This is a genomic window from Paracidovorax sp., assembly GCF_057642795.1.
The window spans coordinates 188,011-208,503 of sequence record NZ_JBXYZY010000021.1 but is presented as its reverse complement, the minus strand read 5'-3'; the positions used below and the strand labels follow the sequence as shown (position 1 = coordinate 208,503).

The following is a 20,493-nucleotide window of genomic DNA, read 5'->3' as shown; positions in this document are numbered from 1 at the left end:
GAAAGGTTCCGAAAGTTGGATTCAGGCAATGGGGTGGGCTGTACGTACGCTGCGACTCAACTCAGAGCGGCTTCAGGTCGAAGTGGCCGCTGGGCGCGTTGTATTGGCCCAGCAGCTGCTTACCCTCTTCGTCGTCGTGCACGGTCTCCAGGAAGAACTCGAAGCGGTGTCCGTCGGGGTCTTCGAAATAGAGCCCGTAGCCGACCTTGTGGTCGGTGGTCTTCACGACAGGAACGCCCTTGCGCAGCAACATGCCGTGCAGGCGGCGCAGGTCGTCCATGTCGCCCTCGATCTCCAGCCCGTAGTGCTGCAGATTGATCGTGCCGCGCGTGGCGGCTGCGGGGTCGTCCACCTGGATGAGCGCGATGTCGTGGTGCTTCTGCCCGAAGGTCAGGAACACCCAGCGCTCGCCGCGCGCGGTCACCGTCATGCCCAGCACGTCCTCGTACCAGGGGGCGGAAGCGAAAGGGTCCTTGACGAAGAGCGCCAGGTGGGTGCGCCGGATGCGGGCCTTGACCTCGACGCCGCCTGGCGGGAGAGCGGGAATGTGGTCCGACATGGGTGGACTCCTCGCCGCTCAGTGGATGGATTGCGGATGGGCGTGGGCCGGCGCCGTGAAGGGCGTCCAGGCCACGGCCGTGATCTCGCTGAAGTCGCGCCATTCCTTGTACCAGCTCAGGCCGCCGTCGGTAGAGCGCAGCAGATGGCCGTACTTGGTGCCGGCAAAGAGCAGCGCCGGGTCGCTGGCATGCGCTCCGAACGCCCACACGGTGGAGTTCGGGGGGGTGTGCAGCACCGTCTGCGCCCAGGTCTGGCCGCGGTCTTCGGAGCGGTAGATACGGGTCTGGCGACCGGGCGTGCCGTCGCCGATCGCCAGCAGCAGTTGGTTCCCGGCACGGTCCAGCACCTGCACCGTGCGGGTGTAGTAGAGGCCGTCGAAGCGGTCCTTGGAGGGTGCGAAGGTGAAAGTCTTGGCGTCGTCGGTGCTTTCGCACACCGAGTTGACCGTGACCACCACATGCTTGGCGGACGCCTCGGCCGTGGCGGGCAGCACCGCGATGGCGTGGATGTCGGAATTGTTGATGCCGCGCCCGGGCGTGTCCACCCGCTCCCAGGTGTCGCCGGCATCCTGGCTGCGCCAGGCACCGCCCTCTTCCACGCCGAACCAGACCTCTTCGGCCCGCTCGGGGTGGAAGGCCACGGTCAGGATGCGCGGGCGATGCACGCCCGAGCAGAACTCGGGCAGCTCCACGTCCAGCTGCGTCCAGGTGAGGCCGCCATCCAGCGAGCGGAACATGCGTGCCCGCGACGGCGCGCCCGTGCCCGCCAGAACCAGCTTGGGGTTGGCCGGGCTGAAGGCCATGGCCCACACCGTGAGCCCGTCGGCAGGCGACGGCACGCGCTGGAAATGCGCGCCGCCGTCGGTGCTGAGGCAGATGCCCACGTCGGCGCCCGCCAGCACGCGGCTGGGGTCGGACGGGTCCACCGCCAGCGAGCGCACCGTGCCATCGAACTCGATGGCTTCCTTGAGGCCCAGGCGGTGCCAGGTGGTGCCGTTGTCCGCACTGCGCAGGATGCCCTGCCCGGCCGTTGCGACCAGAATCGTTCCGTTCATGTCTGCTGCTCCTTCGATAGGCAATGGGTTCAGAGGAAGATGCCGCGCGTGATGCCGCCATCCACGGCGATGGATTCACCCGTGATGGCCGCAGCCCGGTCGGAGGCGAGGAAGAGCACCACGTCGGCGATCTCCTGCACCTGCAGCACGCGGCGAATGGGCGTGGCCTTGGCGTAGTTGGCCTCGACCTGCTCGGGCGTCAGGCCCTGCAGCTTGGCTTCCTTGGCGTAGAGCTCGTGGATGTGCGGGGTCTCGACCACGCCGGGATGGATCACGTTCACCGTGATGCCGGCCGGGCCGAGCTGGTCCGACAGCGTCTTGGTCAGGTGGCAGATGGCCACGTTGCGCATGCCCGAGAGCTGCTTGCTGCCCCGGCCCGTGAGGCCGCCGATGTTGACGATGCGCCCCCAGCCGCCGCGGCGCATATGGGCCGCCGCCGCCTTGGCGAAGCGCATGTAGCCCACCACCTTGATGTTGATGTCTTCCAGCAGGCCTTCGGGGCTCGCGTTCTCGATCTCGCTGCGCACCAGGCCGCCCGGGTGCGCGGCGCCGTTGACCAGGATGTCGATGCGCCCGAAGCGCGCCGCGATCAGTTCGACCGCAGCATCGACTTGCGCCGTATCCGCCACGTCGGCGGGGGCGGCCATCACCTCGGTGCCGGTGGCCTCGGTAATCTCGCGCGCCACCTGTTCCAGCGTGGCCTGGTTGCGGGCCACGATGCCCACGCGCACGCCTTCGGCGGCCAGCGCTTGCGCCACTGCACGGCCTATGCCCAGGCTGCCGCCGGTCACGATGGCCACCTTGCCGTTGAGTTTCAAATCCATGTCTGTTGCTCCTTCGATGAGCGCGGGCCGTGTCGGGCTGCGCTGTTGGGTTTTTGCGTTGGGGGTCTGAGAGGCCGGTGCGGCCCTTACAGCGCCATCTCGATCAGAGCCGGGCCGCTGCGGGCGAACGCCTCGCGCAGTTGCCCCGCCAACTCCTGCGCCGTGGCGGCACGCGTCGCGGGCACGCCGTAGGACTCGGCCAGGCCGACCCAGTCGATGCGGGGCGAATCCAGCGCGGTCATGGCCTCGGCGCGTGCGCCCAGCGCCGCGCCACCGCGCCGCAGCTCGTTGCGCAAGATGGCGTACTGGTGGTTGGCGGCGACCAGCACCACGATGTCGAGCCCCTCGTGGGCCATGGTCCACAGCGTCTGGATGGTGTATTGCGTGCTGCCGTCGGAAACGAGCGCCACCACCTGGCGGTCCGGGCAGGCGATGGCCGCGCCCAGCGCCACTGGCAGCCCCTGGCCGATGGCGCCGCCGGTGTTGGTGAGCGTGGTGTGCGCAGGCGCCGCGGCGGAGGCCGCATAGAACGGGTAGCCGCAGGTGCCACCCTCGACGGACACGATGGCCTGCGCGGGCAGCGCGCGCGCCAGCACGGCGGCGATGGCGGCGGGCGTGAGCGGCCCTTCGGGCTGCGGCGGCAGCGCGTGCACGGGCGCGGCATAGGCAGGCGCCTCCAGCGCGTCGGCCAGCCGCTCCAGCCGCTCGGCCACCGGCAGACCGGGCTCGGCGATGGTCAGCAGGCGTTCGGGCTCCACCAGCGCGCTGGGATGGCCGGCATAGCCGAAATACGTCACCGGCGGCATGGCGCCGGCCAGCACCACCAGGTCGCTCGGGTCCAGCACGGCGCGGGCCGGCTCGGGGAAGTACGGCAGCCGGTCGAAGGCGGGCAGGCCCTGGCCGCGCTCGGAGCGCGAGGGAAAGGTCTCGGCATAGGCTGCGGCACCCAGCACCGACGCCAGGCGCGAGACGGCGCGCTGCGCACGCACGCCCAGTCCGCTGAGTTCGCCGCCGCCTCCCAGCAGGAAGACGATGCGGCGCCCGGCCCGCAGCCGGCCGAGAGCCTGGGCATGGTCGTAGCCATCGGCCTGCAATGCCTTCTGGGGCTCCTGGGCAGGCGCGGCGCCGGGCGGCGTGGACACGGGATCGGCCTGGTAGTCGGCGGGGAAGATGAGCGTGGTGCCCTGCCCGCCCGCGGCCAGGCTCTGGCGCACCGCATCCTCCGCCGCCGGCACCACGTCATCCGTGCCGGTGATGCGATGCACCCAGCCCGAGACCGGCCGCGCCAGCGATTCGATGTCCGAGGTGAGCGGCGCGTCGTAAGGAAGATGCCAGCTCATGTGGTCACCGATCACGTTGACGATGGGCGTGCGCGCGCGGCGGGCGTTGTGCAGGTTGGCGATGCCGTTGGCAAAGCCCGGGCCCAGGTGCAGCAGCGTGGCGGCCGGGCGCCCACGCATGCGGCCGTAGCCGTCGGCCGCGCCGGTGCAGACGTTTTCCTGCAGCCCCACCACGCAGCGCATCTCGGGCAGCGCTTCCAGGCCGCGCACCAGGTCGAGCTCGGTCGTGCCCGGGTTGGCGAAGCAGGTATCCACCCCTTGCGCCGAAAGCGCCGCCCACAAGGCCTGCGCACCACTCGTTTGCTTCATTACCGATCCTCTGTTGATTTCGATGGGTTCATGTCCGGCGGCCCCGCATTCACTGGGCCTTGATTCCGCGCTCGCGCACCAGGCGCCCGATGCGGAGCCTGTCGTCCTGGATGCGCGCATCGACGGCGGCGGCGGTCGAGGGCCGGGCCTGCAGGCCGCGCGCGGCCGTCCAGGCCTGCACTTCCGGCTGAAGCAGTACCTTGGTCAGCGCGGCATTCATGCGTTCCAGCACCTCGGGCGGCGTGCCGGCCCGGGCGTGAAAGGTGTAGGAGGTGGACATCAGCATGTCGCTCGATCCGCCTGCCTCGGTGATCGTGGGCACCGAAGGCGTCACCGGCAGGCGCGCGGGGGCTCCCACGGCCAGCAGCTTCAGCGAGCCCTTCTGAACGTGGGGCAGCATGGCCTCGACGCCGCCCGAGGTGGCCTGCACCTGCCCGCCCAGCATGGCGGGCAGCACCTCGGCCAGCGCCTTGTAGGGAACGTGCAGGAACTGCACGCCCGTGCCGGCCTGCAGCAGCTCCATGTTGAGGTGCATGACGCTGCCCACGCCGCCGGTGCCGAAGGTCACCTGGCCGGGATGGGCCTTGGCGTAGGCGATGAACGAGCGGAAATCGTTCGCCGGCACGTCCCGCGCCACCACCAGGTAGAGCGCCACGTCGGCCACGTTGCCGACCGACACCAGGTCGCGTGCCGGATCGAAGGGCAGCGGGTAGAGCAAGGGGTTCACGGCGAGGGTGAGCCGATCCACCAGCAGGAAGGTGTAGCCGTCCGCCGGCGCCTTCACGACCTCGCCCGTGCCGATGACGGCGTTGGCGCCCGGCTTGTTCTCCACGATCACGCTGGTGCCCAGCTCCTTGGACACGCCCTCGGCCACCAGCCGGGCCATCACGTCGGGCCCGGTGCCCGGCGGATAGGGCACGACGATGCGGATCGGCCTCGCGGGCCAGCCAGAGCCGGCCGCAGCGCACGCCTGGCCAGCCGCCATCAGCAGCGTCATGAAGACCCACACAACTCGCAGCAGCATCTTTTGCATCACCGGGCTCCTTGTCCAACGGACTTACGGCACACCTGCATGGCCGCATTTCGCGGCATCCGCAGCACCTTTATTTTTGCAACTTTATCGTTTAAACGAAATTCAGCAATGAATTTTCTGAAAATCTTTGAAGCGCAATGCCTCATTGGCAAAACAAGGCCGTGGCCGGCTCCTGGCGTTTTCCACGGGAAGCCGCAGGCGCCCGGCGCCTCAGGGCCGGGTATGCGAACTTCGGGAAAGGAGCCCGCCTGAAGCGGGCTCTCAAGGGACATGGCGTGCGCCTGCCGGTCTCCCGGCGGGCGGCGGCAAGCTCTGCGGGGCCCCGGCGGATCGGATCGCCTGAAGCCCCGCCTGTGGGGCCGGCCCGGGTGCAGCGCGGCAGGCTCCAAGGCACCGCGCAGGCTCCCGGTTCCGGCGCGCCGCGCTCAGAGCGTCTTCAAGCCTTCGCCGAACACTTCAAGCGCCTTGAAGAGCAGCGAGCGAGGAATCGTGAGCGAGGGCATCACCCGCATCACGTTGCCGTAGCGGCCGCAGGGCACCATCATCACGCCGTGGGTCAGCACGTAGCCCATGAGCTGGCCCATCTTTTCGCGGCCCAGCGGCTCCTTGGTGGCGGCGTCTTCGACCAGCTCGATGCCGATCATCAGGCCGCGGCCCCGCACTTCGCCGATGTACGGGCTGCCCAGCTTGCGGAGGTAATCCTGGGCTTCCAGGCCCAGCGCGTGGGCGCGGTCGATCAGGCCCAGCGCCGGGTCCTGCAGCAGCGCGATGTTGGTCAGCGCCACAGCAGCGGAGACGGAGTTCGCCGCGAAGGTGTTGGGCGCGGAGCCGTCCGGGATCTTCGCGGCCAGGTCGGACCGCATCACCAGGCCAGCCATGGGCACGTCGCCGCCCACGCCCTTGCCGAAGGTCAGCATGTCGGGCTTGACGCCCGAATGCTCCACCGCCCACATCTTGCCGGTACGGCCGGCGCCGGCCTGCACCTCGTCCACGATCAACAGCGCGCCACTCTTGTCGCAGGCCTTGCGCAGCAGTTGCAGGAATTCAGGCGACGGCGGAACGTAGCCGCCCTCGCCCTGCACCGGCTCCACGATCACGGCGGCCACGTCGTCGGCGGCCGTGTAGGGCGTGTTCAGCAGGTAGTCCACGTATTCGCCCGCGATCTGCTCGGCGCTCTTGTGCGTGGTGTCGAACGGAAAGCGGTAGGCATAGGGATAGGGGGCGTGGATCACGCCACCCATGAACGGCCCGTAGCCCTTGCGGTAGGCCGTGCCGGTGGTGAGCGCCACCGACGCGTTCCATACGCCGTGGTAGCCGCCGTGAAAAGCGACGATCTGGTGCCGGCCGGTGACGCGCTTGGCGAACTTCACAGCAGCTTCCAGCGCGTCGCTGCCGCTCTGGGTGAAGAAGGTCACGCAGTCGCCGCGCAGACCCTCGGGCATGATTTCCGAGAGCTTGGCGGCCAGTTCGGTGCGGCGGGTGCTGTTGACTTCCATCGAATGAGCCAGCACGCCGGCCTGGGCGCGGATCGCCTCCACCACCTTGGGGTGGCAGCGGCCCACGCTGCTCACGCCCACGCCGGCCGACAGGTCGATGTAGGTGTTGCCGTCCGGGTCCTTGAAGGTCACGCCCAGGGCCTGGTCGATGACCACCGGGGCGCGGCCGGCGCCGCGCGCCATCGATTCGGTACGGGCCGACAGCTCCAGCGCGGCGGCCGATTTCGGGCCGGGGAAGTCGGCGGACACCATGCGCGGTGCATCGGGGAAATTCAGGGCTTCCAGTTCGGTTTCAGTCACAGCCATACCTTTTCGTTCAGTCGATTGCATGAGGGTGGAAGCGAAGGCGCTGCAGGCAATCCCTGGCAGCCCGGAGTCGGGCCGCCGCCGGGAATGGAGTCCAGCGTCCTCGGGTGCAGTCGATGGTCGTGGAGATCGCTGCGGCTCGGTAGCCCGAATCGGCAAGGGGTCGGCGGGGCCGCAAGCCGCCCCCGCTGAAGGATCCTCAGAGCCTGAAAACGAGCACCGCCTGCTCCATCTGCCCGGCCTGCGCCTTCAGCGCTTCGGTCGCTGCGGCCGCCTCCTCCACCAGGGCTGCGTTCTGCTGGGTGACCTGGTCCATCGTGCCGATGGCCTGGCTCAACTCGCCGATGCCCACACTCTGCTGCGCCGTCGCCGTGCTGATTTCATGCGCGATCCGCGAGACCTCCTGGATGCGCTGCACCATGGTGTTCATGGCCTGGCCAGCCTGCGCAGCGCGCTGGCTGCCGGCCTCCGCCTGGCGTACCGATTCGGCGATGAGGCCCTTGATGTCCCGGGCCGCCACCGCCGAGCGCTGCGCGAGTGCCCTCACCTCCTGCGCGACCACGGAAAAGCCCCGCCCCTGCTCGCCCGCCCGCGCAGCTTCCACCGCCGCGTTGAGCGCCAGCAGATTGGTCTGGAACGCCAGCCCGTCGATGACGCCGGTGATGTCGGCGATCCGGCGCGAGGCGCCGTCGATGTCACCCATGGTCGCGACAACCTCGCTCACCAGCCGCCCGCCATCGACGGCGAATTCCGCCGTCTCGCCCGCCAGTTCGCTCGCATGGCGCGCGCTGTCGGCGTTGTGCCGCACGGCCGTGCTCCATTGCTCCACCGAGGCTGCCGTCTGCTGCAGGGCGCTGGCCTGCTCTTCGGTGCGCGAGGAAAGGTCCTGGTTGCCCTCGGCGATCTGGCTTGAGGTCAGCGACACGGTCTGCGCCTGTTCGCGCATGCCTGCCACCAGCTCGGTCAGGCGCTGCTGCATGGCGGCGAGAGCGGCCATCAGGCTCCCACCGTCGCCGGCGCGCACAGGCACCACGGTGGTCAGGTCGCCCGCGGCCACGCTCTGCGCCAGCGCGACGGCACGGGCGGGCTCGCCGCCCAGGGGCCGCAGCACCAGCCGGTCCAGCAGCCAGGTGAGGCCCCCCATGACCGCCAGCAGGCTCACCAGTGCCAGCCCCAGCGCCACGTGCCGCAGCCGGACGACGGGCGCGAGCAGTTCGTCATCAGGCACCGTCACCGCCAGGGACCAGGGGGTGCGGATGTCGCCCACGCGCAGCGGCGCGTAGATGCGGGTCATGGCCCGGCCGGTGGCGGGATCGGTCCAGCGCACGGTGAGCGGCTGGCCGGCCTGGATGGCGGCCTTGGCGCCGTCCTGCATGCCGCCCGCCTCCACGTCCTGCCCCAGGAGTTCGCGGTGCGGGTCGCCGATGATCTCGCCAGCATGCGAGACCAGTGTGGCATAGCCACTGCCGTAAAGGCGAATGGCCGCGACCGCGGCCTGCACGTCGGCCACGGCGATGTCCAGTCCCGCCACGCCGGCGACCCGTCCGTCCACGCGGATCGGCACGGACACGCTGGTGACCCGCACCTTCGCGCCGCCGATCTCGTAGTCGTAGGGGTCGAAGAACATTTCCTCGCCCGTGCGAACCGCCTCCAGGTAGAAATCGCCCGCACCCGGCTCGTCGTAGCCCTTCGTGGGCTCCAGGTAGAAAGTGCCCCCGCTGCGGTACCAATAGGGCACGAAGCGCCCGCTGCGGTCATGGCCCGGAGTGTTGGCGAACTCGGCATCGCGCCCATCGAAGGCATCGGGCTCCCAGGTGGTGGAAAGGCCGAGCAGCGTGGGGTTGCCCTCCAGCACGGCGCGCAGCTGCGCGTTGGCGATGTCCCGGTCCGGCTTGCGCGCGGCCACCAGGCCGCCCAGCGACTGAGCCGTCACCCGCAGGGTCTGCCGTGCCTGGTTGAAGGGCCGGCCCAGCCGGTCGGCCTCGGCACGCGCCAGCTGTTCGGCGTACATCAGCGCCGTGTCGCGCTGAGCCTGGCTGGCCTGGTGGGTCAGCAGCGCCACCGTGGCGAGAAAGCCGGCGCCGACCAGCGCGAAAGTGGCAAGCAGCACCTGCAGGCGCAGGCTGATTCTTCTGGGGTGCACGATGGAGTCCTCGAAAAGCCCGGTGGATACGCAAGGCGCACCGGGCTCTTGCGGGGCCGCCATGGCGAGGCGGCCCGCGGGGGCATCCCGACTTTCCTGGCCTCTCGCGAATCAGCCTATCCCCGTGTTGGGCAGGGCAGTAGCCGATTTCGGCATCTGCCGCACGGCGAAGTCCCGCGGGCCCCCATCGCAGCGCGCCGCCCTACTGCTGGGCGAGGCGCGCCGTCAGCTCGTCCGCCGCATCGACGACCAGCTTGCAGAGGAAGGACTCCTGGAAAGCCTTGAAACGCTCGCTGCGCCCCACCAGCGTGATGCTGCCCAGCACGCGCTGCTTCTCGTCGAAGATGGGCGCGGCCAGGCCCGAGCGGCCGGGGTGCAGCTCGCTTTCACTGATGCAGTAGCCCAGCTTGCGGATGGCCAGCAGGCTCTTGGAGAACTGCTTCCACTCCAGGCCCAGGTGCTGCAGCTCCGGCCGGAAGGCATGGGCGTCGTAGATGCGGCGGATCTGGCGCGGCAGCAGATAGGCCAGCACCACCCTCGCCGTGGCGCTGTGAAAGAGGTCGATCGGCCGCCCCCGGCCGCCGCCGACCGGCCCGCCGTCGGGGCCCCGTTGCACGAGCACCGTCACCACCGAGTCGCCGTACCACTCGCTGATGAGTGCGTCGAGCCCGGTTTCGGCCACCAGCTTGTCCACCAGATCGCGGCCGCGCACCAGCAGCGGGTCATAGGCGCTCATCTGATGCTCCAGCGCGATGATGCGCGGCCCGAGCGCATAGCCGCGCGACAGGCGCACCAGCAGGCCGACATCCCCGAGTTCGCGCAGATAGCGGTAGGCACTGGCCGAGGTATAGCCCAGCTCCTTGCAGATGATTTCCACGTCGATCACCGGCTGATCGGGACGGAAAAGATCCAGGACATTGAGCATACGGCGCAGACTGTTCATTGGCAGGGGCGTGAGGAGACCGCGAAAGACATGCTGCCGGAAGGCGCAGCAAGAGCCTGAAGCCGGCACGGGAATGCTGCCGACGATAGTTGCCATTCTCCACGACTCCCGCCTGCGCACAACCGCTCGCAGCCGGTTTCACGTCACTCTCACGCCGCCTCGCCGTCCTCGAGCCGCATCAGCGGAGCGGACAGAAACCCGGCCAGGATGACCAAGGTGCCCAACACCCCCGTGATCACGAACAGCCAGCGCACGCCCAGCCACTCGCCCAGCGGCGAGGCCAGCGCGAGCCCCATGGGCGACGCCAGGCCTTCGACCATGTGCAACAGCGAGAGCACACGCCCTTGCAGCTGGTGGGGCACGATGGTCTGCAGCAGCGCAGTGAGTGGCGCATGGCCCAGCGCGAAGGCCATACCGCTCACCGTCCACCACAGCACGGCCACGGCGAACAGCCGGCTCGGCGCCAGCGCGGTGAGCGCCATGGCAAGGCACGACAGCGCCAGCCCCCACAGCACCCAGGGCATCTGCCGGCGCGGCGCAAGAGCCGCCACCACCAGGCCGCCCAGCACCATGCCCCCGCCGGCGAGGCCTTCCATCCAGGCCACCTGCATCGGGCCTCCGCCGAAATGGACCTTGACCAGCAACGGCACCAAGGTGAACGTGGGCATCACCACGAGCATGGCCGCCCCCAGCAGCGCGTAGAGCCGCCACAGACCGGGCGACCCCCACACCGTCTGCACGCCTTCGCGCAGCTCATGTCCGATGCCGGTGGGGGCGCCCGGCGCCCGGCGAGGCTGCGGTACGCGCAGCAATAGCAGCGGCGTAATGCCGAGCACCACGGTGACCACGTCGATGCCCAGGGCCCAGCCCATGGGCAGCAGCGAGACCGCCAGCGCGCCCAGCGGCGCAGCCGCCACCAGCGTGAGGCTCTGCATCATCTGATTGAGCCCTGCCGCACGCGGCAGGAAGTGCCGGGGCACCAGCATGGCCACGCTGGCCGAGGCGGCCGGCAGCTGGAAGGCCTGCATGGCGCTGCGCACCGCCATCATCGAATAGGCATGCCAGAGCTCGATGCGGCCGGAGAGGAACAGCGCGATCAGCACGCACATGCAGAGCGCGCTCACCGCGTCGGCGGCGATCATCAGCAGGCGCCGGCTCCAGCGGTCGGCCAGCGTGCCGCCCAGCGGACTCAGCACCGCCTGGGGCAGCAGCGCCGCCAGGCCCGCGAAGGCCAGGGAGGCAACGCTGCCCGTGGTGTCCGTGATCCACCACAGCAGCACGAACTGGCTGAGCGCCGAGCCGATCAGCGAGAACGCCTGCCCGCCGAAGATCAGGCCAAACCGCCACGCCCAGCCCGGGCCGGGATCGGGCACCTGGGGCAGCGCAGTGTCTTGTGCCAGCAGCGGCTGCGTCATGGCGCATGCCCCGCAAGCGGGCCGCGCCCAGGCCCCGTGGCCTGCTCGGAAAGACCGCCGCCCAGCGCCTTGTAGAGCGCGACGGCGTTGCCGATCTCGGCGCGCCGCAGCTCCAGCAGCGTCTGCCGGGCAGCATAGCCCTGGCGCTGAGCATCCAGCAACTCCAGCCGCCCGTCCAGCCCGGCGCGGTAGCGCAGGTCCGACAGCGCCAGCCGCCGCTCGGCGCTGCGCAGCACCTGCGACTGGGCCGCGATCTGGTGCTGGTAGGTGGCGCTGCCAGCCAGCCCGTCCGCCACCTCGCGGAAAGCGCTCTGGATGGCCTTCTCGTAGGCGACGACGGCTTCGGACTTGCGCACCTCGGCCAGCCGCAGCTCGCCGCGCAGCCGCCCGGCCTGGAACAGGGGCTGGCTGATCTGCGGCGCGAAACGCCAGGTGCGCGAGCCGCCGTCGAACAGCCCGCCGAGCGCTGGGCTCGCGAAGCCCAGCGACGCGGTCAGCGAGAGCTGCGGAAAGAACGCGGCACGCGCCGCGCCGATGTCGGCATTGGCGGCCCGCAGCAGTTGCTCGGCCTGGGCGATGTCGGGCCGCACCTGCAGCAGATCCGAAGGCAGGCCCGCCGGCAGCCGCGTGATCACCGCCGGCGCGGCCAGCGGCAGGCCTTCGGGCAGGTCGGCTGGCAGCGAGGGCATGCCGACCAGCAGTTGCAGGGCATTGCCGGCCTGGGCCTGAGCCCGCTGGCGCGCCTGCCAGTCCGCCCGGGCCGTGGCGACCTGGCCCTCGGCCTGGGCCAGATCCAGCCCGCCGCGCTGGCCGGCCCGGGCCCGCAGCTGCACGAGTTGCAGCGACTGCGTCCAGTCCGCGAAGGTCTGCTCTGCCAGGCGGGCCTGCTCCAGTGCGAGCCGCTCGGCATAGTACGCATCGGCCACCGCGCCCACCAGGGCCAGCTGCGCCGCCAGCCGGCCCTGCTCGCTCGCCAGGTAGCGCGCCAGCGCCGCATCGGAAGAAGCGCGCAGGCGGCCGAAGAGGTCGATCTCGAAGGCGCTGATGCCCAAGCCCACTGCATGGCGCGTGCTGACGCTGGCGCCAGCGCCCGCAGTGCTGCCGCCCTGCCCGCCCGCCCCGTCACGCTCGCGCGTGCTTGAGGCCTCGGCCGCCACCCGCGGCCACTGGTTCGATTGCTGGATACGGTACTGCGCACCGACCGCCTCCACGTTCAATGCGGCCAGGTGAAGGTCCTTGTTGTGTTCCAGCGCCAATTCGATCAGACGCTGCAGGCGCGGGTCTCCGAACATCGTCTTCCAGCCGATATCGGCGGCCGGCACCCGGCCTGGCGCCGCGCCGGCCTGGGCATAGGCCTCGGGTACAGGCAATGGCGGCGTCTGCAGGGCCGGCGTGAGCGAGCATCCCGCCAATGAGGCCAGCAGCGCGCAAAGGGAAAGGCAAGCAGTCCAACGCATGGTCAGGCCTCCTTCTCGTTGCCCTGAAGCGCGGGGGCCGGCTGCGCCAACGGCGCGGCCGCCCTGCTCCGCCAGCGCTCCTGCAGCCCCACCACCAGCACGAAGAAGACGGGCACGAAGAACACGGCCAGCACCGTGGCGCTGACGATGCCGCCGAAAACGCCCGTGCCGATGGCCTGCTGCGTCTCGCGGCTGGCGCCCGTGGCCAGCATCAGCGGCACCACGCCCAGCGCGAAGGCCAGCGAGGTCATCAGGATGGGGCGCAGCCGCAGGCGCGCCGCCGTCATGGCCGCATCGACCAGGCCGTGGCCCTGCTCGCGCAGCTGCTTGGCGAATTCGACGATGAGAATCGCGTTCTTGGCCGAGAGGCCGATCACGGTGATGAGCCCCACCTTGAAGAACACGTCGTTGGGCATGCCGCGCAGCAGCACGGCGGCCACCGCGCCGACCAGGCCCAACGGCACGACGAGCATCACGGCCGCTGGAATCGACCAGCTCTCGTAGAGTGCTGCCAGCACCAGGAAGACCACCAGCATCGACAGCGCCAGCAGCAGCGGCGCCTGCGCGGCCGACTGGCGCTCCTGCAGGGACTGGCCCGTCCACGCGATGGCGAAACCCTTGGGCAGCTGCTGCGCGAGCCGCTCCATCTCGGCCATGGCCGCGCCGCTCGCGACGCCCGGCGCGGCCGAGCCGGTGATGCGCGCGGCCGGATACCCCTGGTAGCGCGCCAGCTGCAGCGGCGTTTCGGTCCAGACAGGCGTGACCATCTCGCCCAGCCGGGCCATGGCGCCACTCGCGCCTGGCACTGGCAACTGCAGCACATCCTGCAGTTGCATCCGGGCCGGGGCGTCGGCCTGCAGGATGACCTGCTGCATGCGCCCTCGGTTGGGAAAGTCGTTCACGTAGAGCGATCCCAGCGCTGCGGAAAGCGTGTCGCTGATGGCGCCGAACGGCACGCCGAGCGCTGCAGCCTTGCCGCGGTCGATGTCCAGCCGCACGCTGGTGCCCGAGGGCAGCCCGTCCGCATAGACCTGGGTCAACAGCTTGCTCTGCGACGCCAGCGCGATCAGCCGGCCCTGCGCGGCCAGCAGCGCCGCCTGCCCCTGTCCGGCGCGGTCCAGCAGCCGCAGGGTGAAGCCCGACGAGGTGCCCAGCTCGTCGATGGCCGGCGGCATCAGCACCATGACCTCACCTTCGCGCACGCGCTGCATGGCGCGCTGGGCCCGGGCGACCTCATCCTGCGCCGTGGCGCCATCGCGCTGCTTCCAGTCCTTGAGCATGGTGAAGGCCTGCGCCGAATTGGGCCCGGAGCCGGAAAAGCCGAAGCCGATCACTGTCTGGTTGGTGGCGATGCCCGGGCGCGCGGCCACGTAGGCCTCGTAGTCCTTCACCACGGACAGGGTGCGCTCCATCGTGGCATCGGCCGGCAGCTGGAACGAGGTCATGAAGTAGCCCTGGTCTTCCTCGGGCAGAAAAGCCGAGGGCAGCCGCAGGAAGGCCCAGCCCAGCACGGCGACGATGAGCGCGAAGCCCAGCATCACCCGCGCCGGCCGGCGCAGCAGCGCGCCCACGCCGGCGCCGTAGCGCGCGGTCATGCGCGCGAAGCCGCGGTTGAAGCGTCCGAAGACGCCGCGCTTTTCGTGGTGGCCGGGCTGCACGGGCTTGAGCAGCGTGGCGCACAGCGCCGGCGTCAGCGTCAGCGCCAGGAAAGCCGAGAACAGGATGGAAGTGGCCATGGAGAGCGCGAACTGCTGGTAGATGACCCCCACCGATCCGCTGGCGAACGCCATGGGGATGAATACCGCCGTGAGCACCAGGGTGATGCCCACCACCGCGCCCGTGATCTCGCGCATGGCCTTGATCGTGGCCTCCTGCGGGCTCAGGCCCTCGGCCGCCATCAGGCGCTCGACGTTCTCGACCACCACGATGGCGTCGTCCACGATGATGCCGATGGCCAGCACCATGCCGAACATGGTCAGCACGTTGATCGAAAAGCCCGCCACCTGCATGACCGCGAAGGTGCCCAGCAGCGCGATGGGCGCGACGATGGCGGGAATGAGCGTGTAGCGCACGTCCTGCAGGAAGACATACATCACGATGAACACCAGCGCCATCGCCTCCAGCAGCGTCTGGATCACCTTCTCGATGGAGATCTTCACGAACGGGGCCGTGTCGAACGGCGTGGTGTAACGCATCCCGGCAGGCAGCGTGGCACTCAGCTCGGCCAGCCGGGCCTGCAGCGCCTCGGCCGTGCGCACTGCGTTCGCGCCAGGCGAGAGTTGCACGGCGGCGCCGGCCGAGGCCCGGCCGTCGTCCCGCGTGGCGAAGCCGTACGACTGCGCACCCAGCTCCACGCGCGCCACGTCGCCCAGCAGCACCCGGGAGCCGTCGCGGCCCGAGCGCAACACCACGGCCGCGAACTGGTCGGGCGTGGACAACTGGCCCTGCACCGTGAGCGGAATGCTCACCCGCTGGCCGGCCAACGTGGGCGAGTCGCCCACGCGCCCGGGCGCGATCTGCGCGTTCTGCTGCGCGAGGGCCGTGGAGAGGTCGCTCATCGACAGCCCGTAGCCTTGCAGCTTGGCCGGGTCCACCCAGATGCGCATGGCCTGCTCGGCGCCGAAGAGCTGCACGCGGCCCACGCCTTCGATGCGGCGCATCTCCTCCACGCCGTGGCGGGCCAGGTAGTCACTCAGCTCCAGCTCGCCATGGTGGCCGTCGTCGGACACCAGGCTCACGATCATCAGAAAGCTGGAGGTCGAGGATTCCACGCTCAGGCCGTTCTGCCGCACGGCCTGGGGCAGACGCGCCTCGATGGCCTTGAGGCGGTTCTGCACGTCCACCTGGGCCAGCTCGGGCTGGGTGCCGGGCTTGAAGGTGGCGGAGATCTGCGCGGAGCCGGAGGTGTCCACCGACGACTCGAAGTACAGCAGATGCTTGACGCTGGAGAGCTCGCGCTCGATCAGGCTCACGACCGAATCGTTCATGGCCTGCGGCGTGGCGCCGGGATAGGTCGCATACACGGTGACGGCCGGCGGAGCGACCGACGGGTAGCGAGCGATAGGCAGCTGCGGCAGGGCGATCAGGCCCAGCAGCACGATGAACGCGGCGACGACCCAGGCGAAGACGGGCCGGCGTATGAAGAATTGAGGCATCGGGGTTTCCTGCTGCGGGGGGCCTCAGCGGGCCGCGGTCGCTGCGGTTTCTGAGTCGGCCACAGTGGGTGCTTGCCAGGGCTGCGGCGCAACGGCCGTGCCGGCGGCAAGGCGCTCGGCGCCCTCCACCACCACGCGCTGGCCGGGTTGCAGGCCACCCACTACGCGCCAGTTCTGGCCCACGGCCTCGCCCAGCTGCAGGGATAGCAGCCGGGCCACGTCGCCCTGGGCTGTTTTCTCTACCGTCCACACCTGCGCCTGGCCTGCGGAGCGCTTCACGGCCTGCTGCGGCACCAGCAGCGCCTGTTCGTAGCGGCCCTTGACGAGCTGCGCGCGCACGAACATGCCCGGCAGCAGCACGCGCCCCGGGTTGTCCACCAGGATGCGCAGCAGCACGTCGCCCGTGGCCGGATCGACGTGGGTGGCGGAAAACAGCACCTGCCCGCGCATGGGATACGGGCGGCCGTCTGCGCGCAGCAGCGTGACGGGCGGGCTGGCGCCCAGCGTCCGCAGCGCCTCCAGCGCCGCGGCGGGCTGGCGCACATCCACATACACCTTGTCGATCTGCTGGATGCGGGCCATGGGCGTGGCGTCCGCCGCGCCCACCAGGGCGCCCTCGCTGACCAGGGCCTGGTCGATGCGGCCGGCAATGGGCGCATCGACGCGGGCGAAGCGCAGGTCCAGCCGGCGGCGCGCCAGGCTGGCCTCGGCCTGCGCCACTTCCGCTGCGGCCTGCTCGCGCTGCGCGACGGCGTCTTCGTACTCCTGGTGACTCACGGCTTCGGCCTGCATCAGCGGCTTGAGCCGCTCGGCCTGCGCCGTGGCCCGGCGCCATGCGGCCTGGCTGCGCTGCAGCGAAGCTGCAGCCATGTCCGCGTCGGCCTTGAAAGGCGCGGCGTTGATCTGAAAGAGCGGCTGGCCCGCAACCACGTCCGCACCCTGATCGAACAGGCGGCGCTGAACGATGCCGCCCACCTGCGGACGGATCTCCGCAGAGCGAACGGCGGCGACACGGCCGGGCAACGCTTCGTACACCGTGACAGCCTCCGGATGCAGGGCCATCGCTGAGACGCGCACCGGCTCCGGTGCTCGCGGCTCCTTGGCTGGCCGGCAGGCGGCAAGTGCCAGCACGGCTACGCAGGCCAGTCCATATCCCATTCGTCGTCGCGTCGTCATGGCGTCCACCCTCTCGTGCATGCGTGCACCGGAAGTCTCAAAGGGCGCGATTCTGGGTGGGCCTCCTCGAGCTTCGTTGGACGAACCATGGAACCAGGATGGAGCGGCGCCTCGTCCACCGGAACGGCACAATCGCCGCCATGAACGACTCCCTGCCGCCCCCAACCGACGCCACCATCGCCGGAGCGCTCGTGCTGCTGGTGGAAGACGAAACCGAGATCGCCGAGATACTCGGCGCCTATCTGCGCCGCAGCGGCCTGCGCACGGCCCATGCCGGCAACGGCTTGGCCGCGATGGACATGCACCTGTCACTCAAGCCCGACCTGGTGCTGCTCGACGTCCAGCTGCCGCAGGCCAGCGGGTGGCAGGTGCTGTCGGAGCTGCGCCACCGGGGCGACACGCCGGTCATCATGCTCACGGCGCTCGACCAGGACATCGACAAGCTCATGGGCCTGCGCCTGGGCGCCGACGACTACGTGGTCAAGCCCTTCAACCCCGCCGAGGTGGTGGCGCGAGTGCAGGCCGTGCTGCGGCGCACGGCCACACACGGCGGGCGCGGCGCGCAGCGCGTACTGCGCGTGGGTACCTTCCAGATCGACCCCGAAACCATGGAAGTCAGCGCCGAGGTGGACGGAGAACGCCGCACGCTGCCACTCACCCTGACGGAACTCAACCTGCTGGCGCACATGGCGCGCGCACCCAAGCGCGTCTTCAGCCGCGCCGAATTGCTGGCCGCCTGCCTGCCAGAGAGCGATGCGCTCGAACGCACGGTGGACAGCCACGTCAGCAAACTGCGCAAGAAGCTGGAGCTGCTGAAACTGGACGGCGTGCCGGCCAGCGTGCGCGGCGTGGGCTACCGGCTGGGCATCGCGCCATGACGGCGCGCTACGGCGGCTTGCGCCGGCAGCTGGTGATCTCGCTGGCGGTGATGGCGTTCGGTATCGCGCTACTGTTCCTGCTGGGTTCCTACGCGCTCTACGCGCTGCTCACGGCCTATTCGCCCTCCAGCATTTCCTACGACTTCGTGCCCTCTCCCATCGAGGCGATGTGGATGCTGGGCACCGTGATCGCTGCGCTCGTGCTGGCCGTGGTGACTGCCGTCAAGCTCTCGCGTCGCATCGTCACGCCATTGAATTCAGTGGCGGAGAGCCTGCACCGCATCGCCGAGGGCGACCTCTCCGCCCGCGCCCGCACCGACGCCCATTCGCTGGGCGAGGCCGCGCAGTTGGTGGAAGACTTCAACGGCATGGCGCAGCGGCTGCAGCACATGGCGCAGGAGCGCGCCTTTTGGAATGCGGCCATCGCCCACGAACTGCGCACGCCGGTGACCATCCTGCGCGGCCGCCTGCAGGGCCTGACCGAAGGCGTCTTCGAGCCGAGCCCCGCGCAATTCAAGGCCCTGCTCAAGAACGTCGAGGGCCTGGCGCGGCTGATCGAGGACCTGCGGCTGCTCGGCCTGCGCGACAGCGGCCACCTCGACCTGCGCCTGGAGCTGGCCGATCTGTCCGCAGAAGTCCGCGCAGCCGCCCAGGCGCTCGAGCCGCAGTTGACCAGCGCAGGCTTTGCCCTGACGCTGGACCTGCAGGCGCCGGAAGTGGTGTGCGACCCGATCCGCATCCGCCAGGCACTGCTGGCTTTGCTGGAAAACGCGCTGCACCATGCCACGCCGGGCCCGATCACGATCCGCAGTTGGCAGGAAGATGGGCGGGTTCACCTGCGCGTGGACGATAGCGGCCCCGGACTTCAGGCCGATGAAGCCGGCCGCCTCTTCGAAGCCTTCCAGCGCGGCGCCGCATCGCACGAGCGGCCCGGCAGCGGCCTGGGCCTGGCTGTAGTGCAGGCCATCGCCCAGGCCCATGGCGGGGTGGCGCGATGGGCGCCATCCCCCCTCGGGGGATCGAGCTTCGAGTTGCAATGGGTGGGATGAGAGCTTTTTTGCGCAGACCTCAGCAAATCGCTGGCGTGCGTCAGGGGCTTGACGCGCGTTGACCGCAAAGCTGGCAATGTGCAGGCCGGCCAGGCACGCTCAAAATGCGATGGCAGCTGAAGGCAAAAGAAAAACCCCCGCAAATCATGGATTTGCGGGGGCTTGATATTGGTGGGTGATGCAGGGTTTGAACCTGCGACCCCTGCCGTGTGAAGGCAGTGCTCTACCGCTGAGCTAATCACCCTAGTCGTCGTAGCGACAAGACCATGATTATGGCACAGCTTTTCATGCCTGGGCCAAGGTTTTCCAAATTGTTTTGCCGCCGCTGGCCTTGTCGATCTGCGCGAGCGTCGCATCGTGCTCGGCCAGTTCCGCATCACTGGCGCGCAAGACCTGCAGGGTGATGCTGCTGAGGTCGATCGGTGCCATCTTCACGCCGCCCGCATCTTCCTGAGACTCGTCGGAGATGAGCAGCGCGTCCTGCCCCCGCGTGAGGTTGATATAGACGTCGGCCAGCAACTCGGCATCGAGCAAGGCGCCGTGCAGGGTACGGCCCGAGTTGTCCACGCCCAGCCGGTCGCACAGCGCATCCAGCGAATTGCGCTTTCCGGGATACATCTCCTTGGCCATGGCCAGGGTGTCGGTGATGCCGGCGACGAAGCTGCTGAAAGCCGGGCGGCCAGTCAATTCGAGCTCCTTGTTGAGGAAGCCCACGTCGAACGCCGCGTTGTGGATGATGATTTCGGCGCCCTGGAGATAGCGCAGGATGTCCTCCGCCATGTCAGCGAACTTGGGCTTGTCCTTCAGGAACTCGTTGCTGATGCCATGGACCTTCAACGCGTCTTCATGGCTGTCGCGCCCCGGGTTGAAATAGAGGTGCAGGTTGTTGCCGGTGAGCTTGCGGTTGAACAGCTCCACGCAGCCCAGTTCGATGATGCGGTCGCCACCCTCGGCCGAGAGGCCGGTGGTTTCCGTATCGAGAACGATCTGCCGGGACATCAGTGGTTTTCCTTGGCGTGGTTGATGGTGTACTTGGGGATCTCCACCGTCACGTCCGCCTGCGCCAGAATGGCCTGGCACGACAGGCGCGATTGCGGCTCCAGGCCCCAGGCACGGTCCAGCAGGTCTTCCTCTTCCTCTTCGGCCTCGTTGAGCGATTCCAGCCCCTGGCGCACGATGACATGGCAGGTGGTGCAGGCGCAGCTCATGTCGCAGGCGTGCTCGATCTTGATGCCGTTGTCCAGCAGCGCCTCGCAGATCGAGGTGCCGGCGGGCGCGGAGATTTCAGTGCCAGCGGGGCAGTATTCGGCGTGAGGAAGAATCTTGATGACGGGCATGGGGCTCGGGGTTTCTT

General features: G+C 69.5%; 17 protein-coding genes and 1 tRNA gene. 2 read left to right on the top strand and 16 right to left on the bottom strand.

Annotated features, from left to right (window positions below; genetic code table 11):
- Positions 1-61: 61 nt before the first annotated feature.
- From AC3A84_RS07875 to AC3A84_RS07815, 13 genes are all read right to left on the bottom strand, one after another.
- Positions 62-559, bottom strand: coding sequence for a VOC family protein (locus AC3A84_RS07875; protein WP_487969035.1), 498 nt, complete (start codon positions 557-559; stop codon positions 62-64).
- Between the two features lie 18 nt (positions 560-577).
- On the bottom strand, positions 578-1,615 hold the full coding sequence (locus AC3A84_RS07870; RefSeq protein WP_487969034.1) for a WD40/YVTN/BNR-like repeat-containing protein: 1,038 nt from the start codon (positions 1,613-1,615) through the stop codon (positions 578-580).
- A 29-nt stretch (positions 1,616-1,644) separates the two neighbouring features.
- A complete protein-coding gene (locus AC3A84_RS07865; RefSeq protein ID WP_487969033.1) occupies positions 1,645-2,439 on the bottom strand; it encodes an SDR family NAD(P)-dependent oxidoreductase in 795 nt (264 codons plus the stop codon).
- 86 nt (positions 2,440-2,525) lie between these two features.
- Complete coding sequence (locus tag AC3A84_RS07860; protein ID WP_487969032.1) at positions 2,526-4,088, bottom strand: acetolactate synthase large subunit; 1,563 nt, start codon at positions 4,086-4,088, stop codon at positions 2,526-2,528.
- A 49-nt stretch (positions 4,089-4,137) separates the two neighbouring features.
- Complete coding sequence (locus AC3A84_RS07855) at positions 4,138-5,121, bottom strand: Bug family tripartite tricarboxylate transporter substrate binding protein (RefSeq protein ID WP_487969031.1); 984 nt, start codon at positions 5,119-5,121, stop codon at positions 4,138-4,140.
- Complete coding sequence (locus tag AC3A84_RS07850; RefSeq protein WP_487969030.1) at positions 5,121-5,393, bottom strand: hypothetical protein; 273 nt, start codon at positions 5,391-5,393, stop codon at positions 5,121-5,123. The genes AC3A84_RS07855 and AC3A84_RS07850 overlap by 1 nt, the downstream gene beginning before the upstream one ends.
- A gap of 153 nt (positions 5,394-5,546) precedes the next feature.
- On the bottom strand, positions 5,547-6,923 hold the full coding sequence (locus AC3A84_RS07845; RefSeq protein ID WP_487969029.1) for an aspartate aminotransferase family protein: 1,377 nt from the start codon (positions 6,921-6,923) through the stop codon (positions 5,547-5,549).
- A gap of 199 nt (positions 6,924-7,122) precedes the next feature.
- Positions 7,123-9,066: a methyl-accepting chemotaxis protein gene (locus tag AC3A84_RS07840; protein WP_487969028.1), complete on the bottom strand. Its 1,944-nt coding sequence runs from the start codon at positions 9,064-9,066 to the stop codon at positions 7,123-7,125.
- Positions 9,067-9,268: 202 nt separating this feature from the next.
- Positions 9,269-9,991 carry an IclR family transcriptional regulator gene (locus AC3A84_RS07835; protein WP_487969027.1) on the bottom strand — a complete coding sequence of 241 codons (723 nt, stop codon included), beginning with the start codon at positions 9,989-9,991 and terminating at the stop codon, positions 9,269-9,271.
- 167 nt (positions 9,992-10,158) lie between these two features.
- A complete protein-coding gene (locus tag AC3A84_RS07830) occupies positions 10,159-11,424 on the bottom strand; it encodes an MFS transporter (RefSeq protein WP_487969026.1) in 1,266 nt (421 codons plus the stop codon).
- A complete protein-coding gene (locus AC3A84_RS07825) occupies positions 11,421-12,881 on the bottom strand; it encodes an efflux transporter outer membrane subunit (RefSeq protein WP_487969025.1) in 1,461 nt (486 codons plus the stop codon). The genes AC3A84_RS07830 and AC3A84_RS07825 overlap by 4 nt, the downstream gene beginning before the upstream one ends.
- Before the next feature lie 2 nt (positions 12,882-12,883).
- A complete protein-coding gene (locus tag AC3A84_RS07820; RefSeq protein ID WP_487969024.1) occupies positions 12,884-16,036 on the bottom strand; it encodes a multidrug efflux RND transporter permease subunit in 3,153 nt (1,050 codons plus the stop codon).
- Positions 16,037-16,060: 24 nt separating this feature from the next.
- A complete protein-coding gene (locus AC3A84_RS07815; RefSeq protein ID WP_487969023.1) occupies positions 16,061-17,212 on the bottom strand; it encodes an efflux RND transporter periplasmic adaptor subunit in 1,152 nt (383 codons plus the stop codon).
- Between the two features lie 140 nt (positions 17,213-17,352).
- Between AC3A84_RS07815 and AC3A84_RS07810 the strand changes: the two genes are divergently transcribed.
- Together AC3A84_RS07810 and AC3A84_RS07805 are read left to right on the top strand one after the other, a co-directional pair.
- Positions 17,353-18,090, top strand: coding sequence for a response regulator (locus AC3A84_RS07810; RefSeq protein WP_487969022.1), 738 nt, complete (start codon positions 17,353-17,355; stop codon positions 18,088-18,090).
- A complete protein-coding gene (locus AC3A84_RS07805; protein WP_487969021.1) occupies positions 18,087-19,139 on the top strand; it encodes an ATP-binding protein in 1,053 nt (350 codons plus the stop codon). Before AC3A84_RS07810 ends, AC3A84_RS07805 begins: the two co-directional genes overlap by 4 nt.
- 169 nt (positions 19,140-19,308) lie before the next feature.
- Here the strand turns inward: AC3A84_RS07805 and AC3A84_RS07800 are convergent.
- The 3 genes from AC3A84_RS07800 to fdx form a co-directional block, all read right to left on the bottom strand.
- Positions 19,309-19,383 (bottom strand) — tRNA-Val (locus AC3A84_RS07800).
- A 41-nt stretch (positions 19,384-19,424) separates the two neighbouring features.
- Positions 19,425-20,138: a DNA polymerase III subunit epsilon gene (gene dnaQ, locus AC3A84_RS07795; RefSeq protein WP_487969020.1), complete on the bottom strand. Its 714-nt coding sequence runs from the start codon at positions 20,136-20,138 to the stop codon at positions 19,425-19,427.
- A complete protein-coding gene (fdx, locus tag AC3A84_RS07790; protein WP_092939315.1) occupies positions 20,138-20,476 on the bottom strand; it encodes an ISC system 2Fe-2S type ferredoxin in 339 nt (112 codons plus the stop codon). The genes dnaQ and fdx overlap by 1 nt, the downstream gene beginning before the upstream one ends.
- Positions 20,477-20,493 lie beyond the last annotated feature (17 nt).